Origin of the sequence: Pseudomonas lundensis (genome assembly GCF_001042985.1) — a bacterium.
Classification (GTDB): Bacteria; Pseudomonadota; Gammaproteobacteria; order Pseudomonadales; family Pseudomonadaceae; genus Aquipseudomonas; species Aquipseudomonas lundensis.
In genome coordinates this window covers 61,373-76,558 of sequence record NZ_JYKY01000010.1, presented here as the reverse complement: position 1 = coordinate 76,558, position 15,186 = coordinate 61,373, and the positions used below count along the sequence as shown (strand labels likewise).

Below are 15,186 nucleotides of genomic sequence, written 5' to 3'. Positions count from 1 at the left end.
TAGATAAAGCGCAAGCTTGGCGCGATCAGAACGTCGACTGAATTTTCAGCCCGGCGACCAGTGCGTTATCCACCTTGTCCACACCCCCCGGATGGGTGATGTACTGCAGGTTTGGACGCACGGTCAGCCAATTGGTCACGTGGAAACCGTAGTTGAGTTCGTAGTTGTACTCGGTGGAACGCAGAGGCGAGTACAGCGGGTCACTGTAGTCAGTGGCGCCGATGGATGCGTTAATCAGCTCAGCGCTTTTTTTCACGTCATCGTTGACATGAATACGGGCGGCACCAATACCGATGTCATCCTTTGGACGCGCATCGAAGGGGCCTTTGTACACAAACATCAGCGACTGGTAGTTGTCGACGATGTTGGTGGCCTTGTCATGGAAGGTGGCATTGGCGGCTACGTGCAGGCCGCGGGTGGGGTCACCATTGTGCTGAGTGAGCTGTTGCTGCACGACAAACCAGTAACCGTGTTTGCTGTCACGCACGCGGTAACTTTGGCCATCATTGGTGAGGTCGACTTTCACGTCATCCGCCGGGGCGGTGCTTTTGTAATAACCGACACGGTATTCGCCCGGCAACTCATTGACCTTGGGCGACCACACCAATTCAACCGGCAGCACGGTACCTTTGGTGCCGCTGCCACTGAGCTTGAAGCCGTTGCCGTGTTCCAGTTGCGACGGGTTCTGGTTGTAGGCACCGATTTGCGCATACAGCTCGGGCGTGATGTTGTACTTGACCCGCAACGCCGCCTGACTGACCGGCCAGTTGTACCAGATGTTGGTGGCCCAGTTGCCCACCTGGGAGCCGCAGAACGCCAGGTTCTGGAAGTCGCAAGGGAAGGTGTTGAAATCCTCGCCTTCGCCAAAGTACCCCGCTTTGACGTCCAGCTTGCCTTCCAGGAACTGGTGCTGGATCCACAGCTGGGTCAGACGCACCATGTGGCCACGGCCGTAGACTTCCTGCGATGAACTCAACGTGCCGGCACGCGGATCGCCGACGCGGTCATTGGAGATGTTTTCACCATTACGGTTGGTCAGTTGAATCTTGGCTTGGGTGTTATCCCATCCCCAGAGTTTTTCCAGGTCCAAGGCCACGCCCAAACCAAACTGATCGCTGTAGCGCGCCGTTTTGTCGTGGTTGTAACCCCCGTGCAGGTTGGCCCCCACCTCACCGACGTAATCGGCCTTGATGTCGATACCCTGCTCGATCAACTTGGTCCGCTCGCCGCCCCAGTCGCCGGTCATCCATTTCGAGTCGGCGCTGAACGCGTCGGCTGCATAACTGCCGGTTGCACCCAGGCTGAGTGCGGCCATCACCGACAGTTGGCAGGCCAGACGGGTGCGGGTCATTGTGTTGTTCATCCCTTGGATCCTCGTTGGTTTCTTATTGGCTTTGTTTAACGCGGCACCGCTCAAGAAGCACCTGATGACAGGCTCCTTGTACAGATTCAACGCCCCTTGAAATGCGCCACGTTATCCGCCCGGCCCTGCGCAGGGGGCGCATTCATCGCCCCCAATCGCTCACCTGTGTTCGCATCAAACAGTAGCACTTTCGCAGGATCGAACTGCACGTTGAGGCTTTGACCGACCTGAGGCGCATCATCAGGGGCCAGACGGCAGCACACTTTGCTGCCATTGAGGTTCACAAACACCAGCGTGTCCGGCCCGGTGGGCTCTACCACCTGCACTTCAGCCCGAATGGTCGGCAACCCGTTGGGCTCGTTAGCCGCCAGCACGATCTGCTCGGCGCGAATGCCGACGATCACGTCACGGTCCTCCAGACCTGCATCACGGGTGCCCAACGGCAGCTCGCAACGCGCCTGCCCGCTGTCGAGCAACGCCACCAATCGCCCTTCCTGACGCTGCAAACGCAACGGGATAAAATTCATCGGCGGCGAGCCGATAAAACTGGCGACAAACAGGTTGGCCGGATCGTTGTAGATCTGTTTCGGGGTACCGAACTGTTGGATGATCCCGTCTTTCATCACCGCCACTTTGTCGCCCAGGGTCATGGCTTCGATCTGGTCATGGGTGACATACACGGTGGTGGTTTTCAGACGCTGGTGCATCAACTTCATTTCCGTGCGCATCTCGACCCGCAGCTTGGCGTCAAGGTTGGACAACGGCTCATCGAACAAATAGATCTTCGGTCGCCGCGCCAGCGCCCTGCCCATGGCCACCCGCTGCTGCTGCCCGCCCGACAGTTGGCCGGGCTTACGGTTGAGCAGGTGCTCGATCTGCAGCAGCTTGGCCACCCGCGCCACTTCCTCATCAATGGCGGCCGTGCTCATTTTGCGAATCTTGAGACCGAAGGCGATGTTGTCGCGCACGTTCATCGTCGGGTACAGCGCGTACGACTGAAACACCATGGCGATGTCGCGGTCCTTGGGGCTCATGCCGCTGATGTCGGCGTCGTCCACCAGAATCGCACCACCGCTGATGCTCTCCAGCCCCGCGATGCAGTTCATCAACGTGGATTTGCCGCACCCCGACGGGCCGACCAGAATCAAAAATTCGCCGTCATCGATTTTCAGTTCGATGTTTTTCAGCGTGTCCGGCAAACCCTTGCCATAGGTTTTGTTGACATTGCGTAATTCGAGCGTTGCCATGCGTTACCCCTTGACCGCGCCGGACGTCAGCCCGCGCAGAAAATACTTGCCCGCAAAAATGTAGACCAGCAATGTCGGCAGCCCGGCAATCATGGCCGCAGCCATGTCGACGTTGTATTCCTTGGCTCCGGTGCTGGTATTGACCAGGTTGTTCAGCGCCACAGTGATGGGTTGCGCGTCGCCGCTGGCGAACACCACGCCGAACAGAAAGTCGTTCCAGATTTGAGTGAACTGCCAGATCAGGCACACCATGATGATCGGCACCGACATCGGTAGCAGAATGCGCCCGAAAATCGTGAAGAACCCCGCACCGTCCAGACGCGCCGCCTTGACCAGTGCGTCGGGAATGCTCACGTAGTAGTTGCGGAAAAACAGCGTCGTGAAGGCCAGCCCGTAGACGACGTGCACCAGCACCAGGCCGGTGGTGGTGTTGGCCAGCCCCAGCTTGCCGATGGTGAACGAGGCAGGCAGCAACACGGTCTGGAACGGCAGAAAGCAGCCGAACAACAGCAACCCGAAAAACAGCTGCGAGCCGCGAAAGCGCCACATCGACAGGACGTAGCCGTTCAGGGCGCCGATGAACGTGGAGATCAGCACTGCCGGGACGGTGATTTTGACCGAGTTCCAGAAATAGCCGCCCACGGTGTCCCACGCCTTGATCCAGCCAATCCCGTCGATCACCTGCGGCCAGCTCAGCAGGTTGCCGGTGCGGATGTCTTCCGGGCTTTTGAAACTGGTGAGCAGCATCACCACCAGCGGCACCAGATACACCGCCGCGGCGAGGATCAACGTGGCGTAAATCGCCAGACGGCTGAAGGTAAAACGCTGCGCATTAATCATGGCGTTTATTCCTCAGCTCGGAGTACAGGTACGGCACCAGAATGGCCAGAATCGCCCCCAGCATCATGATGGCGCTGGCAGAGCCGACGCCCATTTGCCCACGGCTGAACGTAAAGGAGTACATGAACATGGCCGGTAAATCAGACGAGTAACCCGGCCCGCCCGCGGTCATCGCGGACACCAGGTCAAAGCTCTTGATGGCGATGTGCGCCAGAATCATGAACGCACTGAAAAACACCGGACGCAGGCTGGGTAACACGATGCGCAAATAGATGGTCGGCAGGTTTGCGCCATCGACTTGAGCCGCGCGAATGATGGATTGATCCACACCACGCAACCCGGCCAGGAACATCGCCATCACAAAGCCCGAGGCTTGCCACACGGCAGCGATCACCAGGCAGTACACCACGCGGTCCTGATCCAGCAGCCAGTCGAACCGAAACCCCTCCCACCCCCAGTCGCGGAGCATCTTGTCGAGCCCGAGCCCGGGGTTGAGCAGCCATTTCCAGGCCGTACCGGTGACGATCATCGACAGCGCCATCGGGTACAGGTAAATGGTGCGGATGAAGCCCTCTTTGCGAATGCGCTGGTCGAGCAATACGGCCAGAAAAACCCCGATCACCAGGCTGATGGCAATAAACAAACCGCCAAACACCGCCAGGTTTTTACTGGCCACCCACCAGCGATCGTTTTCCATCAACCGCACGTATTGCTGTAAGCCCACCCATTTGTAACTGGGCATGAAGCTGGAGTTGGTGAACGACAGCACAAAGGTCCACAAAATGTAGCCATAAAAACCGACCAACACGATCAGCATGCTGGGTGCCAGGACCAACTTGGGCAACCAGCGTTGCAGCGCATCAAACGGCGAGGCTTTACTCAACACAGCCACGGCACTCATCGAATTGCTCCCGAGAGGGTATGCCGGCATCTGCCTTCGCACAGGCCGCACACGCCGGGTAACTAAGGGGGACGCCGCACGGGGGTGCGGCGGTTCATGTCAGCGGATTACTGGGCAGCCTTGATCGCGGAAGCCAATTGCTTGCCAGCCTTTGACGGATCCGCGTTTTTGTCACTCATGAAGTTGGTGACGACATCAAAAATGGCGCCCTGCACCGCCAGAGAGGTGGCCATGTTGTGGGCCATGCTGGGCAACTGCCCTTTTTCACCCGCGCTGGCAAAGTCTTTGGCCGAGGCTTGAGCGCAGCTGTCGAACTTGCTCATGTCCAGGTCATTGCGAACCGGGATCGAGCCTTTGTTCTGGTTGAACACGTACTGGAACTCCGGCTCCAGTGCGACTTTGGCCAGATCGTCACGCGCGGCATTGTTGCCAGGGGTGTCGTTCTTCTTGGCCAGCTTGAACATCGCCAGTGAGTCGATGTTGTAGGTAAAGCTGCCGTCGGTACCGGGGAATGGCACACACTCGTAATCGGTGCCGGCTGTTTTACCGGCAGCCGTCCATTCACTTTTCGCCCAGTCGCCCATGATCTGCATGCCGGCCTTGCCGTTAATGACCTTGGCCGCTTCGAGGTTCCAGTCTTGCCCCGTGCCGTCCGGATCCATGTAGCCCTTGAGTTTTTTCAACTGGGTGAAGACCTCGGTCATCTGCGGGCCGGTCATTGTGGCTTCATCTTGATCGACGAAGACCTTTTGGTAGCCCTCCGGCCCCATCACGCTCAGCACCAAGTCCTCGAAGACCGTGCTGTCCTGCCAGGGTTGCCCGCCATGGGCCAACGGAATAAAACCGGCCGCCTTGAGCTTGTCGCCTGCTGCATACAGCTCGTCGAGGGTGGTAGGTGCCTTTTCGATGCCCGCTTTCTTGAAGACCTCAGGGTTGATCCACAGCCAGTTCACACGGTGGATGTTCACCGGTACGGCAACGTAGTGGCCTTCGTACTTCATGGTCTCGGAGACCTTTTTGGGGAGCAGTGCTTCCCAATTGTTGGCCTTTGCTACGTCGTCCACCTGGGTCAGCAAGCCGAGCGCGGCCCAGTCCTGAATGTCGGGGCCCTTGATCTGCGCGGCAGACGGCGGGTTACCGGACACGGCACGGGTTTTGAGCACGGTCATGGCCGCGGCGCCGCCGCCCCCTGCCACCGCGCTGTCCTGCCAGGTGTAGCCGTCTTTTTCGACCAGTTTTTTCAGCACATCCACTGCTTTGGCTTCGCCACCGGACGTCCACCAGTGCACGACTTCAACGTTGCCTTTGGTGTCGGCGGCGTAAGCATGGAGGGGAAAAATCGAGGCGAGAGAAATAACAAGGGCGAGGCGATTGAACGCATTCATCGGTAGACCTTTCTTGTTGTTATGACGGGGCAAGTCTGGTGCTTGCGCTTGGATCGAGTGTAGTCATCCGGCTTCGGCCGCACGTAACGAAGAGATGCGCCTTTGTCACAACTCAGTGACAAAACAATCACGTGCTGCACGTTCAAACAGCAACCGTATTCCACAAGTTGGCGAATCTGAAAAAAAGAAGATTCTTTTCCATCAGCCGTGTAAAGCAATTTCCGCTTTGCCTGTAGGACGCATCCCTAAGTCCCTTCCCCACGTTGTACCCATTAAATACATCGGCGAATCTTCTCTACATCGTTACAACTTATGAACGGATGTCGACACCCATCAGGAGATAGCAGCCATGTCCAGAAGCAACCCTTTTCTGCCCAACCAGCATTTCATTTACCCTCTTAAACATCAGAACGGTGAGATTTATGCCTGGAAAGTCGATATCCAGCGTGCAGGAAAAGTTCACGTTCAAGTGTTCGATGCGAGCGAGTATGGCGGTATAGACGCCGCGTTACAGGCCGCTGAACAGGCGCGCAATCAATGGGTGTTGAAAATGCCGCAGGCCTTCAGCTATGAGAACCGTCAACGCCTGATGCCCCATAACACCAGTGGCCACCCCGGGGTTTACCGGATCCAGTCCAACAACATTGAATATTGGCGGGCCACCACCCGTATTCACGGTTACAACTTGAGCAAAAGTTTTCGTATCGACCGTTATGGCGACGAGCAGGCCAAAATGATGGCGCTGCAAGAACGCGAGCGGCAGTTAACCCTGTGTAACGAACCTTACGACGTGGCCATGGAAAAACTGCAGCAGCACTTCAGTCAAACCAGCGCCCGCATTCGCGAAAATCGCATCAAGGCGGCCATGAATAAAAAGGCTCAAGAACCCGAAACCGAGTCCGCGGCCAGTTCGTGCCTGGAGCCCGTACTGCCCATCACGCCAGAACAGGCAAGCCTGTCCATCAGTCGGCATCTGGCGGCAAGCGGCAAGTGAGCCGCAGGCCTGTGCTGTTGCAGTTGCAGGGCGCGACCGGGCAAGCGCCGGGGCCGCTTTAATCCGCCGCTCGCGGTACTGACAACGTGACCCGCAGGCCACCACCGCGCAGGTTTTGCAAGCTGACTTCGCCGCCGTGGCTATGGGCAATGTTGCGGGCAATGCCCAACCCCAAACCATAGCCTTGCTGATGCCCTGACAACCGGAAATGCGGTTCGAACACTTGCTCCAGTCGTTGCTCGGGAACCCCGGGGCCGTCATCGTCGACATGCAACACGAACGCGTGCGCGTGGTCTTCAATCACCAGGTGCGCGTGCTTGCCGTATTTGAGCGCATTGTCGATCAGGTTGCCCATGCACCGGCGCAAGGCCAAGGGCTTGCCAGAAAAGGGCCTCGACGCCCGCCCGCTCACAGTCACGCGGCCATTACCGTGGGGCAGCAAATACGGCTCGATTAAACATTCGAGCAACAGGTTCAGGTTCACCGGCTCGATGTTTTCGTGGATGTCCGTGTCTTTCACACACTGCAAGGCGCCTTTGACCAGCAGTTCAAGCTCATCCAGATCTCGCCCGAATTTGTGCTGCAACGCTTCGTCTTCCAGTAGCTCGACGCGCAAGCGCAAACGGGTAATCGGGGTTCGCAGGTCGTGGGAAATCGCGCTGAACAACTGGCTGCGCTCTGTGAGGTAACGGCTGATGCGCACCCGCATGGTATTAAATGCTCGCCCGACCTCAGCCACCTCGCTGCCGCCCCCGATTTCGACTGGTTCGGCTTGCTCCTCGCCCAGCGACAAATCCCGCGCTGCACGGGCCAGACGCTTGAGGGGCCGACTTTGCCAGTGCACCAGCACACCGATGGAGAGCAATAAAAACCCGCTGCTCAGCGCGATAAACCATAACTGCATCGCGGGCAGGCCTTCTTCCTCAAGGCTGGTATAGGGCTGGGGCAACAGGGAAGCGATATAGAGCCACTCGCCGGGGGACATCTGGATTTGCGTCACCAGCACCGGGGGGTTGACCGGTTCAAGGGTCAGGGCAAAGTGCGCCCAGGAGCGCGGCAGCTCATCGAGCGTCAGCCCGGCGTTGAAGATCCGCAGGTCTTGCGGGCTGACAAACTGCACCGACAGGTCGACAGCGGGGCCCAGGGATTGGCGCAGCACTTGGTCCACGGCCTCAAGCACAGCCTGTTTGCGCTGGGTCAGTGGCAACGCGCGCATGTCCAGAGGCCGCTCATTGAGGCTGACGACAAAGCGTGTGCCGCCCATGCTGCGCATCTGGTCCAGCACCAGCGGCCGGTATGCCAGCGGCAGTGACTTCATGTAGGTGACGGTGGCGTTCATCGAATGCGCCAGGCTGCGCGCACTGGTGACAAGCCCTTGCAGTTGCGTGGCCCGCAGTTGCGACAGCCAGATCACGCTGGACAAGGTTTGCGCCAGCAAGATGGCGATCAAGGTGAGCAACAACATACGGCCGAGCAATGAGCGGGGCATACGCGGCCGGCGCCAGTACTTAATGACCATGACCTGTCGTGACCTCGGCGGCCAACTGATAGCCACTGCCGCGAATGGTGCGGATCAGTCGCGGGGGCTTTTCGGTATCGCGCAGGCGCTGGCGCAAGCGACTGACCGCCATGTCGACAATACGGTCCAACGGCATCAGGTCGCGGCCACGGGTGGCATTGCCGATGGTGTCGCGGTCCAGAATTTGTTGCGGGTGATCGAGAAACAATTTGAGCAAGGCAAAGTCGGCCCCCGAGAGGATGACTTCTTCGCCGTCGGTGTGAAACAGGCGATGGGTCACGGTGTTCAGGCGCCATTCTTCAAACGCCATGATCTCGTGACCGGCACCGGCACTGGCAAATTGCACACGCCGCAGCAGCGCCTTGATCCGCGCCTGCAATTCACGGGGGCTGAACGGTTTGCCCAGGTAGTCGTCGGCCCCCAGCTCCAACCCCAGCACGCGGTCGGTTTCGTCGGAGCTGGCGGTGAGCATGATGATGGGCGTCTGGGCACAACGGGGGTGCTGCCTGACCCAGCGACACAGGCTAAACCCATCTTCGTCGGGCAGCATGACGTCCAGTATCAATAAGTCGCAGGGCGTGTGTTCGAGGGCTTTGCGAAAGCCTGCGCCATCACTCACCGTGCTCACCTGAAAACCGGCGCGGGTCAGGTAGATGTCCAGCAGTTCGCGGATTTCCTGATCGTCGTCGACCAGCAAAATGGATTTACCGAGTGAGCTCACAGCGGTGTTCCTTATTGTTTTTGTGAGTGCGGCGTTTCGCGGTCAGGCGAACGCTTGTTGCAATGCCACGCCCGCCCCCATCAACCCCGGATACGGCGCGGTGACCAGCCAGACCGGTATGCCGTTGAGGTAATCGCTCATGCAACCTTTGTCAGCAAAGCTGCGGGCAAAACCACTGGCCATAAAGAGGTCGGCAAACCGTGGCACCACGCCACCAACAATGTAGACGCCGCCACGTGCACCCAGTGTCAGGACGTTGTTGCCCGCCACTCGACCCAGCCAGCAGCTGAACTGTTCAAGGACTTGTAAGGCAATCGGGTCGCCTGCCAGGGCAGCGGCCGTGATGGCGCGGTCACTGTCGAGCACAGGTGCATGCCCGTCCACCGCGCAAATCGCGCGATAAAGACGCGGCAAGCCGCTGCCGCTCAAGACGGATTCGGCGCTGACGTGACCGATTTCGTTGTAAATGTGCTGCCACAACAGGACTTCACGCGGGTTACTCATGGGCAAGTCAACGTGCCCACCCTCGCCCGGCAAGGCCATCCACTGCGCCTCGCCCAGGCTCAGCAACGTCCCGACGCCCAGGCCGGTGCCGGGCCCGATCACCACCGCAGGGCGCAGCGGTTCGGCCTGGCCGGCACACACTTGGCGCACGTCGCCCGGTTGCAGGCGCGTCATGCCCAGCGCCATGGCACTGAAGTCGTTGATCAGCAGCAGGTTGTCCACCTGCAACGTCTGACAAAACGCCGAACGGCTCAGGCGCCAGTGGTTATTGGTAAAGCGGAATTCATCGCCGCTCACCGGCCCGGCGACGGACAGGCACACCGCGCCGATCGCGCCCAGCGGCAAGTCCAGGCCTTGCAGGTAGAGCTTGATGGCATCTTCCGGGCATGCAAAGTCGGCAGTGGCCAGCACGCTGACTGCGCGCAGTTGATCGTTTTCCCACAAGGCAAACCGCGCATTGGTGCCGCCGATGTCACCGACCAGAGCAAGCTTCATTTAAGGTTTTCCAGAGACGAGGTAAAGGTACTGGCGCCCTGCTCGGCCGAGCTGAAGGCCTGGCGCATAAACGCAAACAACTCGCGCCCGGTGCCGACCGCGTCGCTCAGGGTGCCGATGGCCGGGGTGCGTGCGGCGAATTCTGCCTCATCCACCCACAGTTGCAACGTACCTTTGACGCCGTCGACGCGAATCATGTCGCCATCCTGCACCCGGGCCAGCGGACCACCGACGGCCGCTTCCGGGCTGACGTGGATCGCCGCAGGAATTTTGCCGGAAGCGCCTGACATGCGTCCGTCAGTAATCAACGCGACCTTGAAACCGCGGTCCTGCAACACCCCCAAAAACGGTGTCATCTTGTGCAGCTCCGGCATGCCGTTCGAACGCGGCCCCTGAAAGCGCATGACGGCGACAAAATCGTGTTCCAACTCACCTGCCTTGAACGCATCGGCCAGTTGTTGTTGATCCTGAAACACCCGCGCCGGGGCTTCGACAATTTGATGCTCGGGCGCCACGGCCGAAACTTTCATCACCCCGCGTCCCAGGTTGCCTTCCATCACCCGCAATCCGCCCTCGGACGAGAAGGCGCGTGCAACCGGACGCAAGATGCTTTCGTCGAGGCTTTCAATCGGGCCATCACGCCATACCAGCTCGCCGTCCACCAGGAACGGTTCGCGGGTATACAGGCTCAGGCCGCGACCTGCCACCGTGTTGACGTCTTCATGCAACAACCCGGCTTCCAGCAGCTCGCGAATCAGGAATGCCATGCCGCCAGCGGCCTGGAAGTGGTTGATGTCGGCCTTGCCGTTGGGATAGACGTGGGACAGGGTCGGCACGACTTCGGAAAGGTCCGCCATGTCTTGCCAGGTCAGTTGAATCCCGGCGGCCCGGGCGATGGCGGGCATGTGCAAGGTGTGGTTGGTGGAACCGCCGGTGGCATGCAACGCCACGATGGAGTTGACCAGCGAACGCTCGTCCACGATCTCGCCCAACGGCATGAAGTTGCCGCTTTGCCGGGTCAGGCGGGTGACTTGATGCGCGGCCTCGCGTGTCAGCGCATCGCGCAAAGGCGTGTAGGGATTGACGAACGAGGCGCCCGGCAAATGCAGGCCCATCACTTCCATCAACAGTTGGTTGGTGTTGGCGGTGCCATAAAACGTGCAGGTGCCGGGGCTGTGATAGGACTTCATCTCCGATTCGAGCAGCTCTTCTCGGCTGGCTTTGCCTTCGGCGTAGCGCTGGCGCACGTCGGCCTTTTCCTTGTTGGAAATGCCCGATGGCATCGGCCCGCCCGGCACGAAGATCGTCGGCAAATGGCCAAAGCGCAGCGCCCCTATCATCAGACCCGGCACGATCTTGTCACAAATGCCCAGCATCAGCGCCGCGTCGAACATGTTGTGCGACAGCGCGACCGCCGTCGACAGGGCGATCACTTCGCGGCTCAACAGGCTCAGCTCCATGCCCGCTTCGCCTTGCGTCACGCCATCGCACATGGCCGGGGTGCCACCTGCGAACTGCCCGACCGAGCCCATTTCACGCAGGGCCTTTTTGAGTTGCTCGGGAAAGTGCTCGTAAGGCTGATGCGCCGAGAGCATGTCGTTGTAGGACGAAACAATCGCTACGTTGGCGGCGTTCATCAAGCGCAGGTTGTTTTTATCTTCCGTGCCACACCCGGCCACGCCATGGGCGAAGTTGGCACATTGCAGCTTGCCGCGTTGCGGGCCATCACTGGCGGCGCCACGAATGAGTGTCAGGTATGCCTCACGGGTTGCTCGACTGCGGGCAATAAGACGCTCGGTGACTTCAAGAACGCGGGGATGCATGTGTTGAACTCCAGGCTAACGGATGTGGCGACCTGTGCGTGTCCTATGCTGATCGAGGGGCCAGACACGCACTTCGATCATTTGGACCCGTTGATTCAGGTCACTCGTTGTAGATAAAACAAAATATTGCCACCAAAATGGCTTGTTTTCTATTTCTATGCGAATAATCTTGTAATTCCAACAACAAATCGATGGCAGGCGCTTTCCATGACTCTACGAATCGCAATCAATGGTTTTGGCCGAATCGGCCGCAACGTCCTGCGCGCACTGTATACCCAAGGCTACCGTCAGGACCTGCAGATCGTCGCAATCAACGATCTGGGTGACAGCGCAATCAATGCACACCTGCTCAAGTACGACACCGTTCACGGCACTTTCGATGCAACCGTTGAGCACGATCAGGAAAGCCTGACCGTCAATGGCGACCGCATTGCCGTCACGGCTATTCGTAACCCGGCTGAACTGCCGTGGGCTGCATTGAAGATCGACGTGGTGTTCGAATGTACCGGTTTCTTCACCGAGCGCAGCAAGGCCGAGGCGCATATTAGCGCTGGCGCGCGCAAGGTGATTATCTCCGCGCCGGGCAAAAATGCCGACGCCACGGTGGTGTACGGTGTGAACCACGACATCCTGCGCCAATCGCATCAAATTATTTCCAGCGCCTCCTGCACCACCAACTGCCTGGCGCCGGTTGCCCAAATCCTGCACCGCGAACTGGGCATTGCCAACGGTTTGATGACCACCATTCATGCCTACACCAATGACCAGAACCTGACCGACGTTTACCACAGCGACCCGTACCGCGCGCGCTCGGCCACGCAGAACATGATCCCGAGCAAAACCGGCGCCGCCGAAGCCGTGGGCCTGGTATTGCCCGAACTGGCGGGCAAATTGACCGGCATGGCGGTGCGCGTCCCGGTGATCAACGTGTCGCTGGTTGACCTGACCGTCGAGCTCAAGCGCGAAACCACAGCGGCTGAAGTCAACGCGCTGTTCAAAGAAGCCAGCCAGCATTCCAAAGTGCTGGGCTATAACAGCCTGCCGCTGGTATCGAGCGATTTTAACCACAACCCGCTGTCGTCGATTTTCGATGCCAACCACACCAAAGTCAGCGGCAAGATGCTCAAAGTCCTGGCGTGGTACGACAACGAGTGGGGCTTCTCCAACCGCATGCTCGATAACTGCCTGGCGCTGTGCAACGCGGAGTGACGCGATGATCGGTATCAGCTTCACCACGGCCACCCTGGCGGCGCGCAAGCGTATCGCCCTGGTGGCGCACGATCACTGCAAAGGGTTCTTGCTGGACTGGGCCGAGCGTCACAAGGCCACCCTCAGCCAGCATCAGTTGTGCGCCACCGGCACCACCGGCCTGTTGCTGAGCCAGCGCCTGGGGCTGCCGATCGAAAGCATGATCAGCGGCCCGCTGGGCGGGGACCAACAAGTGGGGGCACGCATCGCTGAGCAACAGGTCGACATGCTGGTGTTCTTCTGGGACCCGTTCGAGCCGCAACCCCATGACCCGGACATCAAGGCCCTGCTGCGGGTTGCGGCGGTGTGGAACATCCCTGTGGCGTGCAATGAATGCAGCGCGGATTACCTGCTCAGCAGCCCGCTCATGAGCCAGCCCCACGATCACCGGGTGCCAGATTACGCCGCGTACTTGAAAGGACGCGTGTAAACCCGCAGGCACCTCGCCGTAAACCGCGCGTAAAAGGCGGGAGACAAAAACAGCGCTTGACCAAACGCACAGATGATAAGCATTATCATTCGCTCAAAATCGGTCTGGTAGCACTGTGAGTCAGTCCCACTTCAATCAAGTCTTCCTGACGCAACGGGTGATCCTGTTGCGCACGTTACAGCGGATGGTCAATAACCCGAGTACCGCCGAGGACCTGTTGCAGGAGACTTACCTGCGCGTCACCCGCGCGCTGAGCGAACGCACGGTCGAGCATCTGGAACCGTTTGTGTTCCAGACTGCGCGTAATCTGGCGCTGGACCACCTGCGCTCACGGCGTATTCAGTCGCGCACGGTGCTCGAAGACGTGCCGACCGAGGTCATCGAAAGCGTCCCCTCCTCACTCAGCACCCCCGAAGAAGCCCATCAAGCCGCGCAATTACTGGAGCGTTTGAGTGTGAGCCTGAGCCAGCTAAGCGCACGTCAGCAGCGCATATTCATTCTCAGTCGCCTGCATGGTTGCAGCTATCAGGAGATCGCACGAGAGCTTGACGTGTCCCTGAGCACCGTTCAAAAGGAACTCAAATTAATCATGGCAATCTGTGTCGGGGTAGCCGATCGAATCAATCGGCCGTAATCTTGCCGGGACAATCCCGTAAGAAAAATCCGACTTGGCCGCTTTCACGCCAAGGATTCCAAGACGTTGAACACCACTGTGCCTGAGACTGCCAAGGATCACCCGTGAAGGACACTCCACCCCCCGCCGTGCCGGAACTGGCGCAGGATGCTCTGCAAGACGGCGCCATGGATCAGGCGCTGGACTGGCTGATCACCCTGGAGTGTGCCGACGCCTCCGAAAAAGCAGCCTTTCAAGCCTGGCTCAAGGCAGACCCGGCCCATGCCCAAGCGTTTGCCAAAGCCCATGCCGTCTGGAATGGCCAGCCGCTGATTGACGCGGCACACACCCTGAACACACGCCGTGCGCCTACCGTGTTGCAACGCATTGGCCGTCACTGGAAACACGTGGCCACTGCGGCAGTGCTGGTGATTGGCGTGGGCAGTTACAGCAATGTGCCATTGCGCTTGCAGGCCGATCATTTGACCGTCGTGGGCGAGCGTCAGCGCCTGGAGCTGGAAGACGGCTCGAAAGTGTTGCTCAACACCAATTCCGCGTTTTCCAGCCACCGGGTCAATGCGCAAAGCAATGCGCGGTTGTATCAGGGTGAAGCGTTTTTCGAGGTCCCGGCCAATCTTGAATTCCCGCTGGTGCTCGATGCCGGCCCGGTTCGCGTCAGCGTGCGCGACACCGCTTTCGCCGTCAGCTACCTCAACGGGCAGGCTCAAGTGCGCGTGCAGCGCGGCGATGTCGATTTACGCATGAACAGCGTGGGCACGCAGATGCGGTTGTCTGCCGGGAACAGTGTGAGTATCGGCCCTAATGGTTTTGGCCAACCGGTCAAGCTCAACCCGCAAACCGATCTGGCCTGGGTTCAGGGACGTCTGGTATTCGAAAACTGCCCCATGAGCCAAGTGCTGGAGGAAGTGCGGCGCTATTACCCCGGCTGGATCGTCAACAATAACGAGCAACTGGCCAGCGTCTCAGTGACCGGCAATTACCGTCTGGACCAGCCTCTGGACATCGTACGTTCCCTCGCCCACATCACCTCGTCCAGCCTCTCGGAATTCCCGGCGCTGGTCATTCTCAACTAAATCCGGTTT

At 59.3% G+C, this 15,186-nt stretch carries 14 protein-coding genes; 5 read left to right on the top strand and 9 right to left on the bottom strand.

What is annotated here, in order from left to right:
- Window positions 1–25 precede the first annotated feature (25 nt).
- The 5 genes from TU74_RS10410 to TU74_RS10390 all read right to left on the bottom strand — a co-directional run bounded on the left by TU74_RS10410 (window position 26) and on the right by TU74_RS10390 (window position 5,736).
- Window positions 26–1,363, bottom strand: a complete 1,338-nt coding sequence (locus TU74_RS10410) for a carbohydrate porin (RefSeq protein ID WP_047277050.1) — start codon at window positions 1,361–1,363, stop codon at window positions 26–28.
- 86 nt (window positions 1,364–1,449) lie between these two features.
- The gene (locus TU74_RS10405; protein WP_048376385.1) at window positions 1,450–2,610 is read right to left on the bottom strand and encodes an ABC transporter ATP-binding protein; all 1,161 of its coding nucleotides are present in this window, start codon (window positions 2,608–2,610) and stop codon (window positions 1,450–1,452) included.
- Window positions 2,611–2,613: 3 nt separating this feature from the next.
- On the bottom strand, window positions 2,614–3,450 hold the full coding sequence (locus TU74_RS10400; RefSeq protein WP_047277053.1) for a carbohydrate ABC transporter permease: 837 nt from the start codon (window positions 3,448–3,450) through the stop codon (window positions 2,614–2,616).
- Window positions 3,443–4,351, bottom strand: a complete 909-nt coding sequence (locus TU74_RS10395; protein WP_047278160.1) for a carbohydrate ABC transporter permease — start codon at window positions 4,349–4,351, stop codon at window positions 3,443–3,445. Before TU74_RS10395 ends, TU74_RS10400 begins: the two co-directional genes overlap by 8 nt.
- A 107-nt stretch (window positions 4,352–4,458) precedes the next feature.
- Complete coding sequence (locus TU74_RS10390; RefSeq protein WP_048376383.1) at window positions 4,459–5,736, bottom strand: ABC transporter substrate-binding protein; 1,278 nt, start codon at window positions 5,734–5,736, stop codon at window positions 4,459–4,461.
- Window positions 5,737–6,085: 349 nt separating this feature from the next.
- On the opposite strand from TU74_RS10390, the gene TU74_RS10385 reads away from it, so the two are divergent.
- Window positions 6,086–6,730: an AP2 domain-containing protein gene (locus TU74_RS10385; RefSeq protein WP_047281065.1), complete on the top strand. Its 645-nt coding sequence runs from the start codon at window positions 6,086–6,088 to the stop codon at window positions 6,728–6,730.
- A 58-nt stretch (window positions 6,731–6,788) separates the two neighbouring features.
- Here the strand turns inward: TU74_RS10385 and TU74_RS10380 are convergent, their stop codons facing one another.
- From TU74_RS10380 to edd, 4 genes are read right to left on the bottom strand one after another with little or no spacing between them, the layout of a single operon-like run.
- Window positions 6,789–8,219: an ATP-binding protein gene (locus TU74_RS10380; RefSeq protein WP_088500197.1), complete on the bottom strand. Its 1,431-nt coding sequence runs from the start codon at window positions 8,217–8,219 to the stop codon at window positions 6,789–6,791.
- Between the two features lie 19 nt (window positions 8,220–8,238).
- Window positions 8,239–8,970 carry a response regulator gene (locus TU74_RS10375; protein ID WP_048376380.1) on the bottom strand — a complete coding sequence of 244 codons (732 nt, stop codon included), beginning with the start codon at window positions 8,968–8,970 and terminating at the stop codon, window positions 8,239–8,241.
- A gap of 42 nt (window positions 8,971–9,012) precedes the next feature.
- Window positions 9,013–9,969, bottom strand: a complete 957-nt coding sequence (locus tag TU74_RS10370) for a glucokinase (RefSeq protein ID WP_048376378.1) — start codon at window positions 9,967–9,969, stop codon at window positions 9,013–9,015.
- On the bottom strand, window positions 9,966–11,792 hold the full coding sequence (gene edd, locus TU74_RS10365) for a phosphogluconate dehydratase (protein WP_047295033.1): 1,827 nt from the start codon (window positions 11,790–11,792) through the stop codon (window positions 9,966–9,968). The genes TU74_RS10370 and edd overlap by 4 nt, the downstream gene beginning before the upstream one ends.
- Window positions 11,793–11,999: 207 nt before the next feature.
- On the opposite strand from edd, the gene gap reads away from it, so the two are divergent.
- From gap to TU74_RS10345, 4 genes are all read left to right on the top strand, one after another.
- Entirely contained in the window at window positions 12,000–13,001 is a 1,002-nt protein-coding gene (gene gap, locus TU74_RS10360) for a type I glyceraldehyde-3-phosphate dehydrogenase (RefSeq protein ID WP_047281069.1), read from the top strand.
- A gap of 4 nt (window positions 13,002–13,005) precedes the next feature.
- Window positions 13,006–13,470, top strand: a complete 465-nt coding sequence (locus TU74_RS10355; protein ID WP_047277066.1) for a methylglyoxal synthase — start codon at window positions 13,006–13,008, stop codon at window positions 13,468–13,470.
- A 115-nt stretch (window positions 13,471–13,585) separates the two neighbouring features.
- Window positions 13,586–14,104 (top strand): RNA polymerase sigma factor, encoded by a 519-nt coding sequence (locus TU74_RS10350; protein ID WP_047277068.1) that lies wholly within the window; start codon window positions 13,586–13,588, stop codon window positions 14,102–14,104.
- Window positions 14,105–14,271: 167 nt separating this feature from the next.
- Window positions 14,272–15,177: a FecR family protein gene (locus tag TU74_RS10345; RefSeq protein ID WP_088500198.1), complete on the top strand. Its 906-nt coding sequence runs from the start codon at window positions 14,272–14,274 to the stop codon at window positions 15,175–15,177.
- Window positions 15,178–15,186 lie beyond the last annotated feature (9 nt).